This is a genomic window from Shewanella sp. 10N.286.52.A9 (assembly GCF_041468985.1).
Lineage (GTDB): Bacteria > Pseudomonadota > Gammaproteobacteria > Enterobacterales > Shewanellaceae > Shewanella > Shewanella japonica.
This window is the reverse complement of sequence record NZ_JBFRJQ010000027.1, coordinates 64,514-87,191: the sequence shown is the minus strand read 5'-3', so window position 1 is coordinate 87,191 and position 22,678 is coordinate 64,514. Positions and strand designations below refer to the sequence as shown.

The window sequence follows — 22,678 nt, the reverse complement described above, 5'->3', positions numbered from 1 at the left end:
TAATAGCGGCATGAGTTTGCATTCTAATTGAAAAGCCCTTTTGCAATCAAGTAATGCGGAGTAATAGAGCTTGTTATCGATAAATTAATTGATATGAACAGCATAATAGATGATCAATACAAAAAAATGCTGATAGATAATCCCATACTAAGATTTTATATCCTTACTTTGACACTCAACTATAATTTAATCCTAAAGCGTAATTTTGACCCAATTGAACAGGTTTCGGACAATGTTGAAGCTATATAAAGGAGTATGTTATGAATTTAGTCAGCAGAGTGATCAGTTGCCCACATTGTGGACATAATCAGCATGTTCATATAGATACAAGTTGCGGAGATCAAGAATATTATGACGATTGCAGAGTATGCTGTAACCCAATTCACATGACCTTATTAGTGAATGATGCCAATCGCACCATTCAACTATTTATAGATACCGATGATGAGCAACTATATTAATTAACCTACGCTAGTGCTTGGTGGAACACTAAACGATGAAGGAAGCTCATCGTTTTGGGTTAGACTAGGCTAGCGCTTTTTTAGCTAATATACGTTCTACAGTGTCTACAATAACTTGAGTTTGGCTATCGATTTCTATATTGATTCGATCGCCAATAGTAATATCACTCAAATTAGTCAATTTTAATGTTTCAGGGATCAAGTGCAACTTAAAGTTGTTATCACTTAATTCACCAACGGTTAAACTACAACCATTAACACCTATAAATCCTTTATAAAAAATATAGTCCATCCACTGTGCAGGTACAGCAAGTGTTATGTTGTAATGTTTATCCGTTTGACTAATTTCTGTCACTTCTGCCATTGTGTGTACGTGACCAGACAAAATATGTCCGCCAATCTCTTTACCGAACGTTAATGAGCGCTCAATATTAACTTTGTTACCTGGCTCAACAAAATTCAGGTTTGTCACTTGTAAGGTCTCTTCCATTACATCGAAATAAACACTATTATTCTCAAGTTTAGTGACAGTCAAACAAACTCCATTATTGGCAACACTTGCACCTGTCTCAAGTCCTTGTTGTAGTTCTTCTGGAATATTAACTTCAAATGTTTTTAAACCACTTTGCTCTATAATTGAAACCACTTCACAAGTGGCTTGAACGATACCAGTAAACATATTTTCACTCGTTAGTTATAAGGTTTCTTAATGAATCACACAGGCTTTCAAGCCAAAAAGTTAATCCAATTAGCTTTGCCCGTTTTAATTGCCCAAGTTACACAAACCATGATGGGCTTTATTGACACTGTAATGGCAGGTCGAGTTAGTGCTGTTGATATGGCAGCGGTTGCTATTGGTACTAGTCTTTGGTTACCAGCACTGTTATTTGTGCAAGGACTTATTCTCGCATTTACGCCTGTATTTGCCCATCATCATGGTGCAAATAATCCTAAAGCGATTCAACCTCTCATGTCACAAGCTTTCTATATTGCCATAATTGGTAGTCTGGGTGTGTTGCTGTTCCTCTCATTTGCGCAAACTATTTTCGACATGATGGAATTAGAACCAGAACTTGCTGAGTTAAGTGCTGGATATTTACATGGTTTTATGTGGGGTGTTCCAGCGTTTATTTTGTATCAGATACTCAGAGGTTGCTCTGAAGGTATTTCCTATACACTACCGACTATGATCATCGGCTTTGTTGGTTTAGCTGTGAATATTCCTGCTAATTATATTTTTATTTATGGACATTTTGGTGTTCCAGCGATGGGCGGCGCAGGTTGTGGTATTGCAACAGCACTCGTATTTTGGGCTATGATGATTGCTATGATGATTTACATGCAATTTCATCAAAAATTCGCCGAAATCGAACCTTTTAAACGCCTTAATAAACCTAATTGGAAAACCATTTGGGAAATGTTGAAGCACGGTATGCCGATCGCAATGGCATTATTTTTTGAAGTCAGTTTATTCGCCGTCATTGCATTATTGTTAGCTCCACTAGGTGCAACTGTTGTTGCTGGACATCAGATAGCGCTAAATTTTTCATCTATCGTATTTATGTTGCCATTATCTATTGGTATTGCAGTGTCTATCCGGGTGGGTTATTACTTAGGACAAGACAAACTCGACATATCTAACTTAGTTACCAAGATAGGGTTATTCATTGCTTTTTCATTAGCCGTCATTACGGCCGTGATCACAGTGTTATTTAAAACCCAAATTGCCCTACTGTATAATAACAACCCTGAAGTGGTCGCGTTAGCTGGTAGCTTAATGTTCCTAGCGGCACTGTATCAGCTATCAGACTCAATCCAAGTGGTTGCTGCAGGTGCATTACGTGGTTATAAAGATACTCAAAGTGCCTTTTATATTACCCTTGTGTCTTATTGGGCTATCGGAATGACGTTAGGTTACTTATTAGCAAGAACCGATATCATTGTACCAGCCATGGGTGCACACGGTTTTTGGATTGGTCTTATTGCAGGCCTAACTAGTGCTGCAATATTATTTGCCCTGCGTCTAAGATACATACAAAAATCTGGGAAATTGAAAGCAGTCATTGAAGAACGCAGTTAATAGCGACTATCGATTTGAATTAACCAAATAAAATCTTAGTTTTACAGCGGAAATAAAATAAATCTTAGCCTTTGTGCTGTAATAAGATTCAATTTGAACAGCAATTCACCATTCAAACAATTTTTTTGTTTTTTTACTTGCATCAAGCGACGTATACCGTAATATATCGCTCGTTCCAAAGATTACATGAATATGTAGTCTTTAAACGATACAACTGTAGCTCAGCTGGTTAGAGCACCACCTTGACATGGTGGGGGTCGGTGGTTCGAATCCACTCAGTTGTACCATTTAAAAGATATTATACAACTGTAGCTCAGCTGGTTAGAGCACCACCTTGACATGGTGGGGGTCGGTGGTTCGAATCCACTCAGTTGTACCATCTTTAACTTTTAAACCAGCGTAAGCTGGTTTTTTTGTGCCTCAAAAAAAACACCATCAATAATCAATGGTGTTTTGTTGGGGGGGGATAAAAATGTTAGTTATGGATTAACTGATACGTCATCTAATAAGTAATCCACTCCTATAGGTAATCCATCAAAATACATAAATAACTCCGCTAATGTACATTCTGGTACCACTAATTCACCGGTGACTTGTTGCCAATCAAGATTATTGATCAACCCAGCGCCTACGCCGTTATACTGTTCACTATCTCCTTCACAACGTGATTTAACTGTAATAGAGATATTGTGTTCAATAGTGCTCATGCTGCTGATTTTAGACCAAGCCGTGATTTGATAAGTCTGACCAGCTGTTGCCGTAGGTAATAAATCATATACGGCGCCCTGCCATTCTGCAGTCCTATTTTGAACCAATGCACTAAAGTTTCCTGAATGAGCATCGATATCAGTTTGGCTAATATTTGCATCTCCCCATGTTACCCAACCTTGTGTATCCTGTTCAAAATGAGGGTTCGTGATGAGATTATTTGGGTCTTCAAGTAATTCTGTACTTATAGTCACTTCATCTAGATAGATATTTGCATCAATAACAGGTCCATCAAAGTAAACAAATACCTCTTCCAATTGGCAATTTGGTAAGGTTAACGAACCATTTATAGCTGTCCAACCATCATTAGTTGCTTGAACACTGGCTAATTGTTGATATTGCTCTGTTTCACCAGCACAGAGTGTTTTAACTGTAATGTTAACAGGATTGGATTCAATACCTTCAATGCGTGTATATCCATTAATATTAATCAATTGACCCGCTTGAACACGTGATAATAAATCAATTAATGGTCCTTGCCATGTGCCAGTTCTATTAGATAATAATGCACTTTGAGTCCCCTGATATGCCTGCGCTGAAGTAACTTGTAAATCTCCGCCCCACGCACTCCAGCTATCAAGACCATGTTCAAAATCACTATATTGTATAACCGCGTTAATGGGTTGCGTGATGGCTTCATGTAATACCACGTCATCTAAGAATATATTTACCTCAGGAGATGGCCCTTCAAAATACAATACAGCTTCAATGAAGTTACAATTAGGAATAGTGACCAAGCCGCCAAGTAAACGCCACTCAGTATTGCTGGCTGTCGTCCCTCCTACACCAATATATTGATCCCCAGCTGGACAAGTTACTCGAATAGTCGCTTTTACGGTGGCTTGAGAAGCTGAAATTAAACTCTGTGCAAATAACTGATATGAATTACCCGCTGTTACTATGTTGGTTAAATCTAATGCAGGTCCCTGCCAGGTTTCTGTTCTGTCGACAGCAAGCAGGCTTTGCGACCCCGAATAGGCATTATCAGTTGTTATTGTTAAGACAGGATCACCAAATGGAAACCATTCATGATTAACTTGCTCAAAATCACTATTATCAATTAGATTAGGCCCAAATCCTTCAGTATTCGGCACTAAGCGTTTAGGTCTAAGGGTTAAGCCATCAACAAATAAGTCTATACCTGCTTGTGGGCCTTCTATATATAAAGATGCCGTTAATGAGTCGCAATCAGGTGTTGTAAAGCTTGCCGTAATTTGAGACCAACGAAAAAGTCGAGGAGAGACTGTATCTAAGGATTGGTATATCGCACCTTCACTATCACACTGTGTCATTAAACTTAATGATACTTGTTGATTTCGTGCAAGTACGCGAGTCCAAACACTAGTATCGTACTCTTGAGCGGGTTTTATAACTTCACTGATATCGTAAACTGCCCCATGCCAATTTTCAGTACGGTTCTTTACTCTTAATCCACCACGGCCATTTTTTGCAAAAAAAGCGGTTCGCTTAAGTTCACCAGCCCAGGTCGACCAGCCATCAAGACCGATTTCTAAATTACCGTTAGCGATCAAATTGGGTAGTTGCCCTGCTTCATCAGCTTCAATTTTTAATAAACCATCTGCAACACCAAAATATGCCGGTTTACGTTGATATTGATCATCATAGATGAGTGGATCATCTTCACCAAACTCTCCATCAATCCAGGTGTATTTGTCAGTGAACCCCCAAAGCGTAAACGCATCACATTGACGTACATTCATACATGCATTCACAGCACGATGATAAACTTGTTGTTGTATCGCTAGATTGGTGACGTCGTCCCAAGGAAGTGAAGATATTCTAACGTCAATCTCACTAATGTTGACTGATAAGCCAAGATCCGCAAAACGTTGTAAATTTACAGTCATTTCTTCAGTACTAGGTGCAGAAGCGGCATCTAGGTGCATTTGAAACCCTATTCCATCAATAGGTACACCATCAGCAATTAATTCAGCCATCATGGTATAAACGGCATCTGATTTAGCATTGATGGAATCAATACCATAATCGTTGTAAAATAATTTCGCTCTTGGATTAGCAGCCCTTGCTGAAATATAGGCATCAGTAATATAAGATTTTCCTAATTTTTTGTAAAAAACTGATTGTCTATAGTTAGCATCATCACCCATAACCTCATTAACAACATCCCAGGCATAAATTTCACCTGCATAATATTGCATTGTGGTGGTGATATGATTATCAATCATTTGTGCTAGCGTTGCTGCATCAACTTGTTCATTGACAAAATTTGGTGCCTGTCTGTGCCAAATTAATGCGTGCCCTTTAACTTTTTGTTTGTTGTCTTGGGTAACCGCCAACATGGAATCAAAAGCACTAAAATCCCATTCATTAGCGCTAACAGGTTGCAAAGGTCCCCACTTTGCTACGTTCTCAGGAGTAATATAGTTAAACTCAGATGCAAGTAGTGATAAATAATCTTCTTCACCTGAAGCCATGACACCATAACTCGGTGCCGTCCCCACTTTTTTACGTGCTTTTTTACTTGCATCTGCAAGAGTTTCGACATGGCTGAAAAAATTAAACTTTTTCCAATCCGATTTTTTTTGCGGAGCAGCCTCCGCAATATTTATTGTTAAGGTGGCTAACGCTAACGCGCATAACCCACTGTTTTTTACATGCTTGTTCATTAACTAATCCTTAAATAGATTCAGTTTTAAGGCAAAGAAAGCCCAAATGATTTTTTGATTGTTTTATCTCTTATTCAGTGACTGCTTTTTAAACCGAATAACAAAAAACTAACATATGGTCTTTTTGACAACAAGCTGAATTTTTAATCTATCTATTTTAAAGAGCACAATACCGATACTGGTAATACACACAAATGATAAACAATTTGGTTTACTAAATTATTGGCAAATAAAGGCATTACTTAATGTTAAGTAAAATTAAATGATGGCAATTTGGGCTTGATAAAGTTTATTTGTTTATTTTTTCTGATGTGATTTTAAGCAGATAAATTCACTTAACGCTGTTTCAATAAACAATCATTTTTGAAAGATACCCTTGATGCCCATTACAAAAGGCTTCAAGGATAAAATTTAGATCATTTGTTGGCGATTTTGGGTCAACTTATAAATCAGTTGTCATGTATCTATTCACAATAATTCAGATAGTTACTAAAAATATTGTTTGATCAAATATTGCGTAACTTAGAACTAGCTACACAATACTAGATTTAGCCCGTTATTGAATTTTCGGTATGTTCAAGATTGAAGTTAGAGCAGGTTTATAGCTTAAATCGCGATTCCATAACAATGGATAGTTTGTTCTTTGTGGAATAGGATAATCATTTTTCCAAGACATTGTGTCATGTACTCCCCAAAACGTGACTCGGTCAATTTTATCCTTCTTACGGTAAAACAATTCGAACAAAGCCTGATATCTTTTAGTAAGTTGCACTTGAACCGAATCAGGTAAACCATCACGATATGGGTCTAAATATGCTTTAAACTCTGACAGTTGAAATTGTGGGTGTGAGAAAGCCTGTCCAATGACTTGCCCATGCTTGGTAAATGGTAGTACGTCTATATCTAATTCTGTAATCATTACCTTTAACCCGAGCGCTGCATATGCATCAATTGCTGCTTCAATTTGCTCAATTTCAGGATAATTAAGTCCCCAATGTGCTTGAATACCGATACCATCAATTCTAATGCCTTCATCCTGTAGTAACTTGACCATTCGGATGATGCCATCACGTTTATTTGGCCTCCATGCATTAAAATCGTTGTAATATAGTTCTGTATCGGGTGCATATTCAGCAGCAAACTGATATGCATATTTCACAAGTTTATCCCCATCACCCACGGCCTTAACCCAATTCGTTTGGCGATAATATCCATCCTCACCAATCACTTCATTAACAACATCCCATGCATCGACTTTGCCAGCATATCTTCCTGCAACAAGTTTAATGTGCTGTTTCATTCTGTCTAATTGCTGCTCAGAAGAATTTGCTGAGTTGTCAGGTTGTAAGAAAAACCAATCAGGTGTTTGGTTATGCCAAACTAATGTATGCCCAATAATGAACATCTTATGTTGTAAACCGAACTCAACAAAATTGTCAGCTTCAGTGAATTCATAATATGAACGTGTAGGATTAACAACTTCAGCTTTCATGGCATTTTCTAACGTTATGCTATTGAACTGAGTCGTTACAATATCGGTCAATTTAGGCGAATTACCGTTGAGGATTGATTCATTTATCGCAACTCCAACTTTAAAGTGGCCATTATAGTGATTTTTTAAAGTCTCTAAAGTTAGGGTTTGTTCATTATTCGCCACCGTATACCCTGAAAAGAAACACAGACTTGTAAAAATACAGATAATTATTGGCTTAAGATAAACACCATATAGTGAACTGGTAATATTCTTGTATCTTTTTCCCTTGGAACACCTTTGACTATTCAATTTACCCCTCCTTTTGTAATTAGCTTTTCCTCATGAGTGATTTAATTATCCTCACTTTTTTAAGCATATATAACGACGCAACTAAATGTCAATTTGACTATTAGATACGAGGTAATTATGATGTTAAGCAATCATTAACAGGGAATATTGGGAAAAGGATCAAATGGGCAGCAAACATCTTTGTTTCATAAATATGGTTTTGGTTTTTAGCATGAGCTTTTATTTTACTTCTCCTGTTTTCGCTAATCCTGTTCAGCCTCATAAGGCCACTCAACAAGAATTTATTCAAAGCTCAAGTGATACAAGGTCAATCAACTCTTATTCAAACAACAAGGCAAACGCTGCGATAGATACAAAAGCACAATGTCATTCAGATATTCCACCTTTACCTGTTAATCCCACACCAAAATTGATTACTAAAGATCTAGGATTTCTCGAAGGACCAACCTGGTCATCAGTGAAACAACAGTTTTATTTTTCAGAAATGGATTTTGACGGGCCTCAGACATCAGGACCTATTTCAACAATTTTTACATGGAGTCATCAAGACGGTGTCAATAAACTAATCAATAATGTTGGTACGAATGGGTTATACGCTAAAGGTAATGAGTTATACCTGCTTGATCATGCTAACCGTGGTATCAGCAAGATGAATTTGTCGTCATTAAATCAACACGTCATTACTAACCAGTTTCAAGGCCAACAATTTAATTCTCCTAATGATGCCGTCATGGATAAAGATGAAATACTGTATTTTACTGATCCTGATTGGCAGTTAGGGCCACGAGAGCAGCAAACTCCTTATACTGGTGTTTATATGTTAAACAAGCAAGGTCATGTCCAGCTTATTAATAAGTCACTTAATAAACCTAATGGAATCGCTTTATCTAGGGATGAAAAGCATATTTATATCGGGGATTACTCGCATCATATTTATGTTTATCGCTTAACAACGGATAAGACATTAGCAGAAATTACGCAAAAAATTAGTATAGATACACCTGATGGAATGGCTATTGATTGTGCTGGCAATTTATATGCTACAAGTCATAACGAGGGTTTTATAAAAATTTATAATAAAAAAGGAAATTTGATTCAGTCAGTGTTCATTGCACCCAAATTGACTAATGTCGCTTTTGGTGGAAAAGATATGAAAACACTGCTCATTACAACAGGTAATGGGCTATTCAAACTGACAACAAAAGTTCCTGGTTAAATAATACTTTACTGACGATAACCAAGGCCTGTTGCCGCCCAATAAATGCCCCCGTATAAATGGGCTAAAAACAACGGGTCTTGATACACTGCACCCAGATGACCTAAGCCTGTATAAAATGAGCGACCACCATCAAAATATTGAAACCACGCAATGGGGTGAAAATCTCCCATCCCATCACCCTGTTTGTTTCCCCAATCAGATTGCGTTTGATAAGTCTGTTCGTCTACGGTTAATAAGTATTGCAAAGATGGTGTATTGGCCTCACTAAAGTCGTACCACTCGTCTGTAAACCAAAAAGAAGCAGGCAATTGTTCAGATCCGACAAAATCAATGGCAGTTTTATTGACGAGCGCAGTTTGGACTGTTGGATGAATGATAAACGTATGGCCAATTAATTTATGGTACCACTCCCAACTGTATTCAGTATCAGCAGCGCTGTGAATACCTACAAAACCTTTACCGCTTTGAACATATGTTTCGAGTGCTTGCTTTTGCTTTTCATTTAAAATGTCGCCACTTGTTGCCAAGAAAATAACCACATCCACATCTGCAAGGTACTGGGTATTAATATAATGTGCTTCCTGATGCCAGATAGCATTGAAGAAATGTCTCTCGGCCAATTCCTCTATTGCCTTTACTCCATTTAATATAGATTTATGATGCCAACCAGAGGTTTTACTAAAAACTAATACATTAAATTGCTTTTTAGGCAACGTATCAAACCCCGTGGCATTAACTTGTTTAATCGTACAACACCAAGCTGAAATAAATAATAGAAGCAAAAAACCAAGTAATTTGGATTGATAAAAACTAGATACAAAAACACGAGATAACTGATAATTTTTACTGATCATAATCTGTTATTCCTAATAGAATTATTTAAAAGTTAGCAGTTAACTATCAGCTAATAGCAAGCTTATAAAAATTTAGCCCTACTGTTTTATCAAAGCCAAGTTAAATAAAAAATGGCAGATGTTTAAAATTAACTTAGCTCATTTCAGCAGAGCGGCAATAATTTTGAATAAAATCCACATGATTAGGTAAGCTGTTTACCCTTCTCTGAATTGTTGATTTTATGGTATTTAGAAAACCCGCTAACTCCTCGTCAGACATGTTATCGACGATTGGATGATATTCTTTGGGCATGAGTCCTTGTCCAATCATCACTTGTAACCATGACGCTTCGCCAAACAATTCTTGATCTGTTTTATATACTTGTGCACTTTGTACAAACAAATCAATTCTATCTTGTAAGCTTTTTGGTATTTCCATCGATTTACAATAGCGCCAAAACTCACTGTCATCTCGCTGAGTTACATGATAGTGCAGCACAATAAAGTCGCGAACATTTTCGATTTCAAGTCGCATCTTTCGATTAAAATCATCAACTACAGCTGGTTCCATTTCTGTAGAAGGTAAGCTTTGCATCAATCTAACGACACTTTGTTGAATTAAATGGATACTCGTGGATTCTAGTGGCTCAATAAAGCCACTAGCAAGACCAATTGCTACACAGTTTTTGTTCCAGTGTTTACGGCGAGTACCAGTTTTAAACTTCAGGACTCTAGGTTCATTGAGCTTGTCACCTTCAATGTTTTCAAGCAGCAGGTCTTTTGCTTGCTGGTCTGTCATGTATTTACTACAAAACACTAAGCCATTACCCATTCTATTTTGAAGTGGTATTTGCCATTGCCAACCCGATGGATGCGCTATTGAGCGTGTGTACGGCACTAACGGTTTAGTTTGCCTTGTTTGCACTGCAATAGCGCTATCACAAGGTAACCAGTGACGCCAATCTTCGTAACCAGTATGAAGTGCTTCTTCAATGAGTAATCCTTTAAATCCTGTGCAATCAATAAATAAATCGCCGTTGATCTGTTGACCATCAGCTAAGGTCAGCGATTTTATAAAACCGTTTGAATGATTAAGGTTAACTTTCGAAATAGTACCTTCAACCCGTTTGGCACCATGTTGTTCAGAAATGGCACGTAAAAACTTTGCATATAAACCGGCATCGGTATGAAAAGCATGGTTGCGGTCTTGATTAGGTAAAGCGGCGAATTTACCTAATCGACAGGCTAAATGTTCAGGGCAATAGTCACCAATGTCACTCGCTATCCCCTGTTGATAACCTTTGAGCCAAAAATGCTGGAAACCAGCAGCCCAGCAACTTTGGCCAATATAGCCAAACGAATGCATATAATCTTCATTCACTTGTTTCCAGTTCTCAAAAGAAATTCCAAGCTTGAAAGTCGCATTCGTTGCCGCCATAAAATCTGACTCTTTAATTTTTAACAGGTCATGAAATAAATGAAGCGTAGGGATTGTCGCTTCACCAACACCAACGGTAGGAATGTTATCAGATTCAATTAAAGTGACTGAAATATGCTTTCCTAATAATTTTGAGAAAGCCGCAGCAGCCATCCAACCAGCCGTTCCGCCACCAGCTATAACTACATTTTTAATTTTATTTGACATTGTAATCCCCACTTGTACCTAGATTATTAGGTTATTGTTTTTATTCTATATTAAAACTTTAGCGCCTTAACTGATTTTGAATTTGCGCACGTAATTTTCTTGCCGTTATTTCATTTAATGGAGAGCGTAAAACACCTTGTGCAGATGGTTGGATATGTTCAAAATTACTGTATTCATCGTTAAAAACATAATGATCGAACAATTTTTTCCAAGCATCTTTTTGCACTTTAGGTAAGTCACGGAGACTTAAAATACCGTGCATTAAAGCGTTACTCGGTTGACCTAAATGCCCCAAGCCCGATGTAAACCAGTAGTTAATTAACACATTAAATGGTGCTAAGGCTTCAACTTGATGCCACCACATGCTAGGAATAATCAACGCATCACCCACTTCTAATTCGACAACTTGAGAAGCGTTAAAGGCATGTTTAAGCTTTGGGTATCGCTCAAAATCGGGATTTGTTAAATCAGCTAAGCTAATTGGCTGACCTCCAGGAGCAAGATCTATCGGACCAATATAAAGGTTATCTATTTGCTCAGGCGGAAATAAAGTAAAACGACGCCTTCCAACGACTGAACATGCTAGGTTTTGTGCAACATCATAATGCGCTGATATATTTGTTTGATTACCCATCCAGATATTCGTTAATGCATCATCTGGCATGGTATCGATTGTAATTTCTTCCAATAATTCAGGGAAATAGTGCTTAATGCTCGTTGAACCTACATAAATGGTATCGGGATGCGGCTTTGAGATTTGGTCAATGAGTTGTGCTAATACATCATTTAAAGGCAACTGCACAGGATCAAAATTAAATCCTGACAAATCTTTATTATAAAAAACTCGCCCTTGATGGTCGTTGTGTAGATAACAAGCATTAACACTATCACCATCAAATTTTTTACGTAAATAATCCATGGCTTTAAGTAATGACTTTTTACCATGGTGAACAAGTGTCCAATCACTGGCAAAGTTTTTTAATATGACTGGTTGCTCTGAATATAACAGTGTTCTGTCGATATTCTGGGGCGTGACACCAGTATATTCACTAATTACTAATTTTTTATTGGCCATATCATTCTCTTCAATCAACTCTGTGAGGGGGTAAGTCAACCTTTACTGTTAACACTCTGAAGTTAATTGTTTAGCTGTTTATTTTTTCGTTCAATCAGCTTATTAATGTGAGCTTGAGACGCGATAATCATGTAAATGACTTCTAAATAACCTGCATGGTGAAGTCCTAGGAGTTCTGCATCTTCTAATTTGGCTAGTCGTTCTTCATTAATGATATAAAATCCAATTAATTGATGATGAGAGCTATCATTTAATTTAATGTCCATTGACACTGATTCTAATAAATCACAATGGATTAACGCTGCTATAAATTGCTGATTTTCTTGTAAACCTAGGTGTAGGGTTTCAAGCACACTGCCAATATGTTCTAGATAATCACTGTTACCACCTAGCGGAAGAAACAATGCTGTACCTTGGTTGCTACTCACTCTCGGAGAGTCTGTATCTAAAGTAATCACACGTTGCATATCAGTAACACCGTCTTGCGCTGTTTTTTGATAGCCAATATAAAAAGGCATCCTTTGAACTGATAGTGGGATATAACTCGCATCCCAGCCGTTTTCAGTTAAAAACAGATTTTCTTGGTTTTTAAAACCAAATAAGGTGACAGGGCTAAACTCGCCAGTATCAGAATGCTTCTGAAATAAGATGGGATAATGGGCTTGCGCAGTTTTGATCTCTGCTAAAAAAGTTGCAGCAAACCATAAATCATCACCAAGTTCTGCTGAACGCTGAGTATTGATACGTAATTCTTTGTGCTCTACATTATTAAGTAATACATGATTCATCTTATTCTCCCGACAAGATTGCCCTTTCCCACAATCTCATATTATTTTGTTTATCTTGGTTAGTTTTTTTAGTTAGATAGCAGAAAAGCCTTGTTGCCTAACAAGATCTAACAGTTCCCGATTAGATTTCATTCGTTGAGATAATGTTTGTCGCTTACTCATCACATCTTCTAAAAAGGCGATATAACGAGGAGTGATGCCTGAGTTTGGACTCAATAAATTAACCTTTGGATCAGGTGTATTAGCTGTTGTCGTCTCCTTCATTCCCATATAAACATATTGGTAACTCGCACTAGGAAAGAGAGGATTCACGTGAGTAATATCCGCTGCACTTGGTAATTGGTGTTGCCACAGATTGAGTAATGTTTTTAGTGAATCAGGTACTGAGCTTAATGTTTGATGATCGCACCAATATTGGCTATCTCGTCGCTTGGATAAGACATAGTGCAATTTTAAAAATTCGATAATTTGCTGCCAATGTAACTTCATGCGCTCATTAAAACGCTCAGTAACGATTGGAAGAATTGCCAAATCTGTTGGAAATTGTTGTGCAATTTCAATTGCAGACTGTTCAACAAGCGCAATGGCAGACGCTTCAAGTGGTTCTATAAATCCCGCAGACATCCCTACTGCGACACAGTTTTTATACCAGAATTGGCGACGAAAACCTGGTGAAAAAGCAAGATGTTTAAATGACAAATTTTCTAGTTGCTGCTCAGACAAATTAGGCGTACTTGCCGCGATATAGCGCTTAATTTCAGTTAAGGCCTCATCCTTTGTTTGATGAGAAGAGGAATATACATGACCTACACCTCTTCTTGTTTGTAGCCCAATATCCCAAATCCACCCCGCACTTACAGCTGTTGATAACGTACTTGAGTTTATACTGGCTGCAGTGTCGTTAGGGATTTGAACCGCTATTGCACTGTCATTAAATAATATTGATTTTTGACACGCTAATGGGATCTTGTAATGCTGGCCTAATAACAATGAATGCTGACCGCTGCAGTCAATGAACAAATCACCTTGAATCTTTCTATCCCTGTTACTTGAATCTTTAATCGTCACTGATTCAATATGCCCATGGCGGTAAGTAACGCTATTATTTTCAGAATACTCGGTATCTGATATTTGAACATCAACGCCTTGGTTTACGTTATTTATACCAACCACATTAGCAGCGATATGACTCACCTTAAGTCTATTCACGCAATGTTGTTTTAATAAGTTTGCAAATTTTGCCGCATCTAAATGGTATCCATAATTACAAACGAATTGGTACTCTGGTGTTGATATCTGCTTAGGTGCGAGATTTTGCTGACATAACTGGGTTTGATACCCCATAGCATCGGCAAACTTGATATCAAACGGTAAATTATTTTTTATCGTTTGATATTGCTTGAAAGCATCGGTAAAGGGGAAGCTAATCAGTGAAAATGGATGGTAATAACTATGAGTGACAGAATTATCACTACAACTAATATCACTCACATTCCAATTAATAAACTTTGAGGCTTGTTTGAAACTGGCATCGCACTCAGTTAAAAACTCAGCCTCACTAATACCTATATCTTGTAAAGTTTGACGCATTGAAGGCCACGTCCCTTCACCGACACCGATTGTCGCGATATCAGGTGATTCGATTAAGGTAATAGTGACAGCATCATGAGTTATTTTAGAAGCCAAAATTGCAGCGGTTAACCAACCCGCAGTTCCGCCCCCAACAATAACGATATTTTTAATGGCTGTTGAAGTCATGTTGTGATCCACTAGATAAACATTCAAATTAATCGTACTGACTCATCTACCGAAATAGATGAGCCAGTGACGTATTGTTAGAATGTATATCTAACTCCTAAGCCATAACGTGCTCCTGTTTGAGTTATTTTATACACTAACTGATCAACACGACCGTATTCTTTCACGTACTCTTCAGTCACGTTTATACCTTCTAAGAATACTGTTAGGCCTTCTACAGCAGGGATGTCATAACTTACGTTGAAATCTATCTGATAATATTCGTCAGTATAAATAGGCGCAGTTAAATCACCATTTACACGACGCTCATTTAAAAATGCATCACGCCAGTTATAAGCAACACGCGCTTGTAAACCATAATTATCGTAGAATAAAACTAAGTTGGCCGTATCACTTAACCCAACTAATGCTTCAGTGTCTTCTAGCGAATTATTATCGTATTCAAGATCTGAGTTAACCATGGTGTAGTTAACGATACCGCCAAAGCCAGTTTCGCCAAATAAATGCTGAACATTAAATTCGAAGCCATCAATGGTGTGTTCTTCATCGCCATTAACAGGAACATTCAAGTTAAATGTGACTTCGTCGTCGGTAGCAGGATCACCAATAATTGTTCCGCCATCTAAGTTACCGTCTGCATCATAGTTTGGTTGAACATTCGGATCATTTTCATAATTCTCGAAAATATACTCGCGAATTTCCTCGTTCGTTGCACCAGCACCCAATGCAGCAACTGCTGAATCAAACTTTTGTCCACTTAATGGATTTGATAAATTGAAAATATTAGAGGTGGTTGTTCCGGTACGGATCCAATTCGAGACATCTTTTCTAAAGTAACCAACAGAGGCATAGCTGCCTTCATCGTAATACCACTCACCGGTGAAGTCGTAGTTAATTGATTCTAAAGGTTCAAGTCCTGGATTTCCTGAACTACCAGAGTAACCACTTAAACTGCCACCAGTATTAATTGAAGTTCCACCTAGCAAATCATTGTAACTTGCACGTGAAATGGTTTTACTTGCAGCAGCACGCACCATAACATCATCAGTAACTGATAAATTGAAGTTTAAATTAGGCAAGAATTGGTCGTAATCAGCTGATTGACTCAAAGATTCAATACCTGTGATACCTGTTACCGAAGTTGAGGTTGCTTCGGTCCATTCAACACGGCTATAACCTGGAGCAGACGCTTGTGAAAACACATCTGTTTGTTCATAGCGTAATCCTACGTGAACACTAAAAGGCATATCCGAGATTTCGCCAAAGTAGTTGGCTTGCAAATAAGCAGCTGTAGTTTTCTCTTCTGTAAAGCGGTTTGTTCCTGCATCCCATTGCGTTGAAGCACAGAATTGACCTTCACCATTAGGGCCTGATGCCGCGCCTGGGGCAGCCTGACAATCACCGTATAAACCATCAACATTCGCTTCAGGATCAGCAAGTTCTGCAGCATTAACAATCTGGTCGAAATCGGCATAAAAGATTTTGTTGAATAGATCATAATCTTCTTGCGTAGGCGTTCCTTCGAAATTGCCTGGTGTACCAGAAAATTTATCTAAGATAGTGTCTTCAGTCCAATCAATACCAGCGAAGTCACCCACCTCACCAACACCACCCCAATCTGGGCGCTGAACTTGAGTATGACGATAATGGTTATTCACTTTATTATATGCGACACCAAAGTCGATATTTAAATCTTCATTTAAATGATATTTACCACTTAATTGAGTTTGCTCAATATCAGAAGAGTATTTGTCATTAGCAAACCAACTTCCCGATAAACGCATCGTGCTAGGATTAAAGTTTTCGATATTACCAGTTGCAATCCCCGGAAGACTGCCGGTTAAGTCAAGACCTGTACGGCTACGGGTATAAGAAGGAAGTTGTACGTTATTACGTGTTCCGTGCCTAGGATCACTCGCTTCCATCGCCGCTGAGGAGTTATGATAGTCTAACGTTAAAGACAAATCGTCAGTCACATCCCAATCTAAGTTAATACCAATAGAATCTGTTGTTTCTTCACGGCCCCAAGCTCCGACAGTTAATGACGTATCTTGTAAATCTGCAGGACTATTGATGTTATAAATTTCAGAGTAAATCTCAGGCCATGCGTTAGGTTCTCCGCTCCAAACAGATTCACTTCTATCACCAGCATAGTTAAACCATACAGATGCATCAGTATGCTGTTCTTCGATGTTATTTCTAAACGTAGTGTAATCGACTGTTGCAGTGAAGCTTTCAACTGGGCGATATTGCAGAGTTACTTGACCATTTATGCGTTCGCGTTGACGTTCTTCAAAGATATAACGAGGTTGTTGTGCATTTGAGTAAATACCAGAAGTTGGACGATTTGTACCACCTTCAGCACCTGCAGGAACACCACCCCAGCCAGTATTAGTATAGTCACTTGCACGATAGCCTTGATCTTGAAGGAATTGCTGCATGCCACTTTCACGTTCCTGATAACTGCCTGAAATGGCAATACCAAATTTATCATCAGCAAAAGTTTGTGAATAAAGACCACTTAGCTCTGGTGTTGTACTGGCTTTATCTGATGACTTATCTTCAATTGCTTTACCACTGATAGTGGCTTTTAATCCTGGATTATCAAGTGGTTTAAACGTTGTAAGATTAATCGTTGCACCAATACCACCTGATGTAACACTGGCATTAGAGGTTTTATAAACTTGCACCCCATTAACACTTTCAGCTGCAACATTGGCAAAATCAAACGTTCTGTCGCCTGTTGTATTTGGTAATTGACGGCCATTTAAAGTTATTAAGTTATTCGCTGCGCCAAAACCACGTACAGTGACACGACTGCCTTCCCCACTAGCTCGGTCAATAGATACACCAGTAATACGCTGTAATGATTCTGCTAAGTTGGTATCTGGAAATTTACCGATATCTTCTGCAGAAATTGCATCAACAACACCTTCTGATTCACGTTTAATATCCATGGCTCTTTCTAAGCCTCCACGAATACCCGTAACGGTAATGACTTCAACTTCTTCATCAGCGTAGCTGTTATTAGCAGCCATTGAACTTAATGCTGCTAGAATCGAAGTTGTTATAATCGTTTTGTTAAACATCTAACTCTCCCCTTTTCTTCATTATTGCCAAATCGGCAATGACTCCTTTTTGGTTTACACAAGCCAATAAAAAACTTGAAAACCTAATTATCATTATCAATAAAGAGTGCTAACAAAGACTGCTATCGGTTTAGATGTTATTAAATAGTTAAAAGCATTAACTATCAAGTCCTTACCGATACTCTGTACATTTATTGCTTCATAAGCTGTAAAAAATTGACTACAGCTTTATTTCTCGTTGACATCGTCTGTATTGACTTAATAATTTAATGTCAACTTGACCATAACTAAAATAAGCAAAAAAATTTGCTCTAATGCTAGTCATACGCGGTTATTGGCAAAATCTTGCCATTTATATCGTGTATTAATTCTGTTTTCTTTACGCATCTCAGATGGGTTTTTCCTGATGACAAACTAGAGTCATGATAAAACAACCACCATTTTTCTTGATGAAATACAATTGAATGATGATTCGTCCATCCTAAAACTGGATTTAAAATCACACCTTGATAAACAAATGGTCCATAAGGGTTATCTGCTATGCCATAAACAATTTTATGGGTATCACCTGTCGAATATGAAAAGTAATACTTGCCTTGATATTTATGTAGCCACGATGCTTCAAAAAAGCGTCTCTCGTTATCACCTGTTGTGATTGGAGCGCCTGATTCATCAACAATCACAATATCTTTTACAGGCTCAGCAAGCGTTAACATATCGTCTGATAATTTAGCCATTTTTGCTGGTAACGCAGGCTCATTATCAGCTGGGTAGCTATCTTGAATACTAAATTTACCATCACGCCAGTTTTGTAGCTGACCGCCCCATAAACCACCAAAATAAAGGTAATAACTGCCATCATCATCTTTAAACACGGCGGGATCGATACTGAAGCTCCCTTCGATATAGTTTTCCTGTGCTTTAAAAGGCCCAGATGGCGTGTCACTAATCGCAACACCAATTCTAAAAATACCGTCATAATCACGAGCTGGAAAATAGAAATAAAATTGACCCGATTTTTCTGCGGCATCAGGTGCCCATAGTTGCTTTGAAGCCCATTTAATGTCTTCTAAACTTAATGCCACGCCGTGATCTGTCACTTCTTCACTATGGTTATCTATCGAAAGAACATGATAATCACGCATAGCAAAATGGTCGCCATCGTCATTTATCGCACTGTCGGTCTCAATATCATGTGAAGGGTAAATATAAATCTTTTCGTTAAATACATGAGCCGAAGGATCTGCTGTATAAATATTAGTGATTAAAGGCGGATTCTTAGGCTTAAAAGATCCCGCTTTCTTTAAGTCAAGTTGTTGTTTACGCTCAGCATCACTCATTTCAGCTTCTGGTTTCTTTTCCGATTCCATGTTGTTTACATCTCATCCATTATTAAACGTTGGCAAACTTGTTATAGAAACAACCCTTACCGTCTATATTCTGTAGCGATTAACAAGTCTTTGCCTTATTGCTGCTCAGTCCCTATCAATTTGAGTTGAATTTTTTTAACTTCAACTTCTGTTAGCTTGTATTTCGCAATTACAATTAAACAAATGACAGTGCAAATCACAGGTATGCCGGCAAAGGCTAATAATATGCCAGACAAGGTTTCATCTGTTTGTTGTTGATTAGGTATATAGTTATAAGCCGACAGCAACCATCCTGCTAATGCTCCGCCTATTGCGAAACCAAATTTGATAGCTAATAAATGGCCCGAAAAAGTAATTGCAGTCAGGCGTCTACCTATCTTTTCAACACCATAGTCAACGGTGTCTGCAACCATTGAGAACATAATGGGCGTAATAATCATGTGTGCAAAATTAGCAATAAAATAGATGATAAATATCAGCAGTATTTGATCGTTAGCAATCACGTAAAATAAGCTATGAGAGATAATGACAACAACTAAAGCAACCTGAAACAACACCTTTTTTTCAAAGTATTTAGATAAGAAATTTGTCGAAATTGCACCTAGAACAGAGCCAATAGCTGCTACTGTTAAAAAGTTTGATAGAAGGCTCTCGTCACCCACATAATATTTAATGTAATGCGGTGCGACAGATGCACGGATCCCTATGAGTGTTAACGTCGCTAAACTTATAATGGCTATCACTAACCATTGGTCATTCTTAAATAATTCGAAGAAGTCTTTATAAATGTGTCTAAAGCTTTTTCTCTCTGTTACCTGAATAGTTTCTTTAGTCATTTTAAAACATAACAAGAAGCAGCTTGCAGCTAATGCTCCCATGAACACCATTGCTAATGGATAGCCTTTGGTATCAGAACCTTGACCAAAAAACTCAACTAGTCTCGGAATTGCCCACACGATAATGACTAACGCAGCCATAGCCATTGCAAATCGGTAAGACTGTAATGACGTTCTTTCCTTAGGATCATTAACCATGACACCGCCAAGTGCGCCATAAGGAATATTGATTGCGGTATAACAGGTCATCAATAGTCCATAAGTGATATAGGCATAGATAAGTTTTCCAGTGGTATCAAAATCAGGAGTAATGAAGGCTAAACACGCTAAAACACCATAAGGAATCGCAAGAAACAAAATATATGGACGATACGATCCCCAACGGGTTCTCGTTCTATCAGCAATGCCGCCCATGACTGGATCAGTAAAACCATCAAATAACCTGACCGACAGCAATAAGGTACCGGCTGCAGCTGCAGACAGGCCATAAACATCGGTATAGAAAATCAACATGAAATTAGCGACCATTTGAAACACGATATTACTGGCAGTATCACCTAACCCATACCCCATTTTTTCTTTGATGGTCAGCTTTGCGTTTTCCATTTATTCCCCAGCCAAATGTAATTAACTTGTTATAGTCAAAAATACTATATGGTTAAAATTAGATTGTAAATACCTTTTAATGGAAATTTAACCATTTAGTAACAACAAGCTTGATGTGGAGTAATATAAAGAGAAATTAACGGCTAACTAGAATGTGTTCAGCGTTATTGACTAGTCACGACATTGATAAGAAGACATTGATAAGAAGACTTTCATTTTTTCGTGTTCAAGATTTGAAGCGGCTGATTAAGGATGGTTAACTTAGCAAAGTTTAACATACTCGTATAAGGACATTATTATGAGTAAAAGCATTCAAGGGTCTGATTTAACGGTTCCTGATAAAACAGACGTTTATAAGCAATAAAAAAGGCGATGTATTCATCGCCTTTATAATTAGAAACTTATTCTTTGTCGTAGCCATTTGGATTGGCAGATTGCCAACGCCATGTATCTTCCATCATTTGTTGCAATGTACGAGTGGCTTTCCAATTAAGCTGTTTATTGGCTTTCTCAGCATTAGCCCAGAAAGCCGGTAAATCACCAGCACGTCTTGGGCTAACTTCATAAGGTATGGCTTTTTTTACCGCCAATTCGAAAGCGCTGACAATTTCAAATACTGAAACGCCATTTCCTGTACCTAAATTGAACGCTTCAACCCCGGTAAATGCAGGATGACGAGTTAACCAATTCATCGCTGCTACATGACCTTCAGCAAGATCCATTACGTGTAAATAATCTCTCTCACAAGTACCATCTTTAGTCGGATAATCATCGCCGAAGACACTTAACTTTTCTCTTTTCCCAACCATAACTTGTGCGACATATGGCAGTAAATTGTTTGGTATTCCTTTAGGCGACTCGCCAATCAGACCACTCTCATGTGCGCCGATCGGATTAAAGTACCTGAGTGACACCCCTCTAAAATCGGGATTTGATGCAGCGGTATCGGCCATAATGCGCTCAACCATTACTTTAGTGGCACCGTACGGACTTGAAGGCGTACCTAATTTCATCGTTTCAACATACGGAACATCATTTTCTTCTCCGTATACTGTAGCCGATGAACTAAAAATAAAATTATGCACATTATGTTCAGCCATCACTTCCAGTAAGCAAACAGAACCATGCACATTATTTTGATAATAAGCCAATGGAATTTGTCCTGATTCACCAACTGCTTTTAATGCAGCAAAGTGAATGACTGTATCAATATTATTTTGACTAAATAATGATTTAAGCTGCGACTTATCTCTGATATCACCTTGAATAAAATGAACAGACTTTCCAGTTAGGTTTTCAACTCGCTTAATCGATTCTAGGTTTGAGTTAAATAAATTATCAAAAACAATTACATTACAATCATTTTCGAGTAACGATAAAACCGTATGCGAACCAATATAACCCGCACCACCAGTGACTAAAACGTTCATTTCTATTCCTTGTGAAATACTTTTACTTAAATGTGCTATTTGCTGAGCGTAATTTTGAACGTTAATGACAAAATTAGCTAATAAAATTAAGTCTATCGTAAAAATGTACCTTTATACAGATTGTTTTTTGTTAACGATATGCAGTATTCACCAAAAATGATTAACAATGACATGCTGATTGAGGCCTACCCACCCTCGTCACGAGTAACAAAATGGTTACAAAGTGAACTGTATAAACCTTTGAACTTCACCTTAAATATGAATTTAGTCGTACTTAACAAACCTTAGA

15 protein-coding genes and 2 tRNA genes are annotated in these 22,678 nt (G+C 37.9%); 5 read left to right on the top strand and 12 right to left on the bottom strand.

From position 1 onward, the window contains the following. The first annotated feature begins 260 nt into the window (after nt 1–260). Nucleotides 261–461 carry a CPXCG motif-containing cysteine-rich protein gene (locus AB4128_RS17540; protein ID WP_055023952.1) on the top strand — a complete coding sequence of 67 codons (201 nt, stop codon included), beginning with the start codon at nt 261–263 and terminating at the stop codon, nt 459–461. 64 nt (nt 462–525) lie between these two features. Here the strand turns inward: AB4128_RS17540 and AB4128_RS17535 are convergent, their stop codons facing one another. Continuing rightward, entirely contained in the window at nt 526–1,140 is a 615-nt protein-coding gene (locus AB4128_RS17535) for a riboflavin synthase subunit alpha (RefSeq protein WP_372038455.1), read from the bottom strand. Nucleotides 1,141–1,170: 30 nt separating this feature from the next. Here AB4128_RS17535 and AB4128_RS17530 point away from each other — a divergent pair, with 30 nt between their 5' ends. The 3 genes from AB4128_RS17530 (at nt 1,171) to AB4128_RS17520 (ending at nt 2,920) form a co-directional block, all read left to right on the top strand. Then, nucleotides 1,171–2,541 carry an MATE family efflux transporter gene (locus tag AB4128_RS17530; RefSeq protein WP_065108099.1) on the top strand — a complete coding sequence of 457 codons (1,371 nt, stop codon included), beginning with the start codon at nt 1,171–1,173 and terminating at the stop codon, nt 2,539–2,541. A gap of 210 nt (nt 2,542–2,751) precedes the next feature. Then, nucleotides 2,752–2,828: transfer RNA gene (locus tag AB4128_RS17525), tRNA-Val, on the top strand. A 15-nt stretch (nt 2,829–2,843) separates the two neighbouring features. Further along, a tRNA-Val gene (locus AB4128_RS17520) sits at nt 2,844–2,920 on the top strand. Between the two features lie 100 nt (nt 2,921–3,020). Here AB4128_RS17520 and AB4128_RS17515 read toward each other — a convergent pair. Continuing rightward, entirely contained in the window at nt 3,021–5,957 is a 2,937-nt protein-coding gene (locus tag AB4128_RS17515; protein WP_372038454.1) for an endo-1,4-beta-xylanase, read from the bottom strand. A 556-nt stretch (nt 5,958–6,513) separates the two neighbouring features. Further along, nucleotides 6,514–7,614 (bottom strand): endo-1,4-beta-xylanase, encoded by a 1,101-nt coding sequence (locus tag AB4128_RS17510; protein WP_372038453.1) that lies wholly within the window; start codon nt 7,612–7,614, stop codon nt 6,514–6,516. A gap of 289 nt (nt 7,615–7,903) precedes the next feature. On the opposite strand from AB4128_RS17510, the gene AB4128_RS17505 reads away from it, so the two are divergent. Continuing rightward, nucleotides 7,904–8,956, top strand: coding sequence for an SMP-30/gluconolactonase/LRE family protein (locus AB4128_RS17505; RefSeq protein WP_372038452.1), 1,053 nt, complete (start codon nt 7,904–7,906; stop codon nt 8,954–8,956). 8 nt (nt 8,957–8,964) lie between these two features. Here the strand turns inward: AB4128_RS17505 and AB4128_RS17500 are convergent, their stop codons facing one another. The 9 genes from AB4128_RS17500 to galE all read right to left on the bottom strand — a co-directional run bounded on the left by AB4128_RS17500 (nt 8,965) and on the right by galE (nt 22,389). Next, nucleotides 8,965–9,813, bottom strand: a complete 849-nt coding sequence (locus AB4128_RS17500) for a ThuA domain-containing protein (protein WP_372038451.1) — start codon at nt 9,811–9,813, stop codon at nt 8,965–8,967. A gap of 133 nt (nt 9,814–9,946) precedes the next feature. Further along, nucleotides 9,947–11,437: a tryptophan halogenase family protein gene (locus AB4128_RS17495; RefSeq protein ID WP_372038450.1), complete on the bottom strand. Its 1,491-nt coding sequence runs from the start codon at nt 11,435–11,437 to the stop codon at nt 9,947–9,949. Between the two features lie 58 nt (nt 11,438–11,495). After that, the gene (locus AB4128_RS17490) at nt 11,496–12,512 is read right to left on the bottom strand and encodes a cupin-like domain-containing protein (protein WP_055023959.1); all 1,017 of its coding nucleotides are present in this window, start codon (nt 12,510–12,512) and stop codon (nt 11,496–11,498) included. Nucleotides 12,513–12,574: 62 nt separating this feature from the next. After that, a complete protein-coding gene (locus AB4128_RS17485; protein ID WP_065108105.1) occupies nt 12,575–13,300 on the bottom strand; it encodes a SapC family protein in 726 nt (241 codons plus the stop codon). Between the two features lie 72 nt (nt 13,301–13,372). Then, complete coding sequence (locus tag AB4128_RS17480) at nt 13,373–15,058, bottom strand: tryptophan halogenase family protein (RefSeq protein ID WP_372038449.1); 1,686 nt, start codon at nt 15,056–15,058, stop codon at nt 13,373–13,375. 77 nt (nt 15,059–15,135) lie between these two features. Then, the gene (locus AB4128_RS17475) at nt 15,136–18,147 is read right to left on the bottom strand and encodes a TonB-dependent receptor (RefSeq protein ID WP_372038447.1); all 3,012 of its coding nucleotides are present in this window, start codon (nt 18,145–18,147) and stop codon (nt 15,136–15,138) included. 317 nt (nt 18,148–18,464) lie between these two features. Then, nucleotides 18,465–19,517, bottom strand: a complete 1,053-nt coding sequence (locus AB4128_RS17470; RefSeq protein ID WP_119969259.1) for a glycoside hydrolase family 43 protein — start codon at nt 19,515–19,517, stop codon at nt 18,465–18,467. Nucleotides 19,518–19,612: 95 nt separating this feature from the next. Next, the gene (locus tag AB4128_RS17465; RefSeq protein WP_055023964.1) at nt 19,613–20,959 is read right to left on the bottom strand and encodes an MFS transporter; all 1,347 of its coding nucleotides are present in this window, start codon (nt 20,957–20,959) and stop codon (nt 19,613–19,615) included. 401 nt (nt 20,960–21,360) lie between these two features. Next, nucleotides 21,361–22,389, bottom strand: coding sequence for a UDP-glucose 4-epimerase GalE (gene galE / locus AB4128_RS17460; protein WP_372038446.1), 1,029 nt, complete (start codon nt 22,387–22,389; stop codon nt 21,361–21,363). Nucleotides 22,390–22,678 lie beyond the last annotated feature (289 nt).

Bases quoted from the DNA above. Each gene is read 5' to 3' on its own strand.
- AB4128_RS17535 (WP_372038455.1), bottom strand. From the start codon at position 1,140: ATGTTTACTGGTATCGTTCAAGCCACTTGTGAAGTGGTTTCAATTATA.
- AB4128_RS17495 (WP_372038450.1), bottom strand. From the start codon at position 11,437: ATGTCAAATAAAATTAAAAATGTAGTTATAGCTGGTGGCGGAACGGCT.
- AB4128_RS17470 (WP_119969259.1), bottom strand. From the start codon at position 19,517: ATGGAATCGGAAAAGAAACCAGAAGCTGAAATGAGTGATGCTGAGCGT.
- AB4128_RS17490 (WP_055023959.1), bottom strand. From the start codon at position 12,512: ATGGCCAATAAAAAATTAGTAATTAGTGAATATACTGGTGTCACGCCC.
- AB4128_RS17500 (WP_372038451.1), bottom strand. From the start codon at position 9,813: ATGATCAGTAAAAATTATCAGTTATCTCGTGTTTTTGTATCTAGTTTT.
- AB4128_RS17480 (WP_372038449.1), bottom strand. From the start codon at position 15,058: ATGACTTCAACAGCCATTAAAAATATCGTTATTGTTGGGGGCGGAACT.
- AB4128_RS17505 (WP_372038452.1), top strand. From the start codon at position 7,904: ATGGGCAGCAAACATCTTTGTTTCATAAATATGGTTTTGGTTTTTAGC.
- AB4128_RS17465 (WP_055023964.1), bottom strand. From the start codon at position 20,959: ATGGAAAACGCAAAGCTGACCATCAAAGAAAAAATGGGGTATGGGTTA.
- galE (WP_372038446.1), bottom strand. From the start codon at position 22,389: ATGAACGTTTTAGTCACTGGTGGTGCGGGTTATATTGGTTCGCATACG.
- AB4128_RS17540 (WP_055023952.1), top strand. From the start codon at position 261: ATGAATTTAGTCAGCAGAGTGATCAGTTGCCCACATTGTGGACATAAT.
- AB4128_RS17485 (WP_065108105.1), bottom strand. From the start codon at position 13,300: ATGAATCATGTATTACTTAATAATGTAGAGCACAAAGAATTACGTATC.
- AB4128_RS17475 (WP_372038447.1), bottom strand. From the start codon at position 18,147: ATGTTTAACAAAACGATTATAACAACTTCGATTCTAGCAGCATTAAGT.
- AB4128_RS17530 (WP_065108099.1), top strand. From the start codon at position 1,171: ATGAATCACACAGGCTTTCAAGCCAAAAAGTTAATCCAATTAGCTTTG.
- AB4128_RS17515 (WP_372038454.1), bottom strand. From the start codon at position 5,957: ATGAACAAGCATGTAAAAAACAGTGGGTTATGCGCGTTAGCGTTAGCC.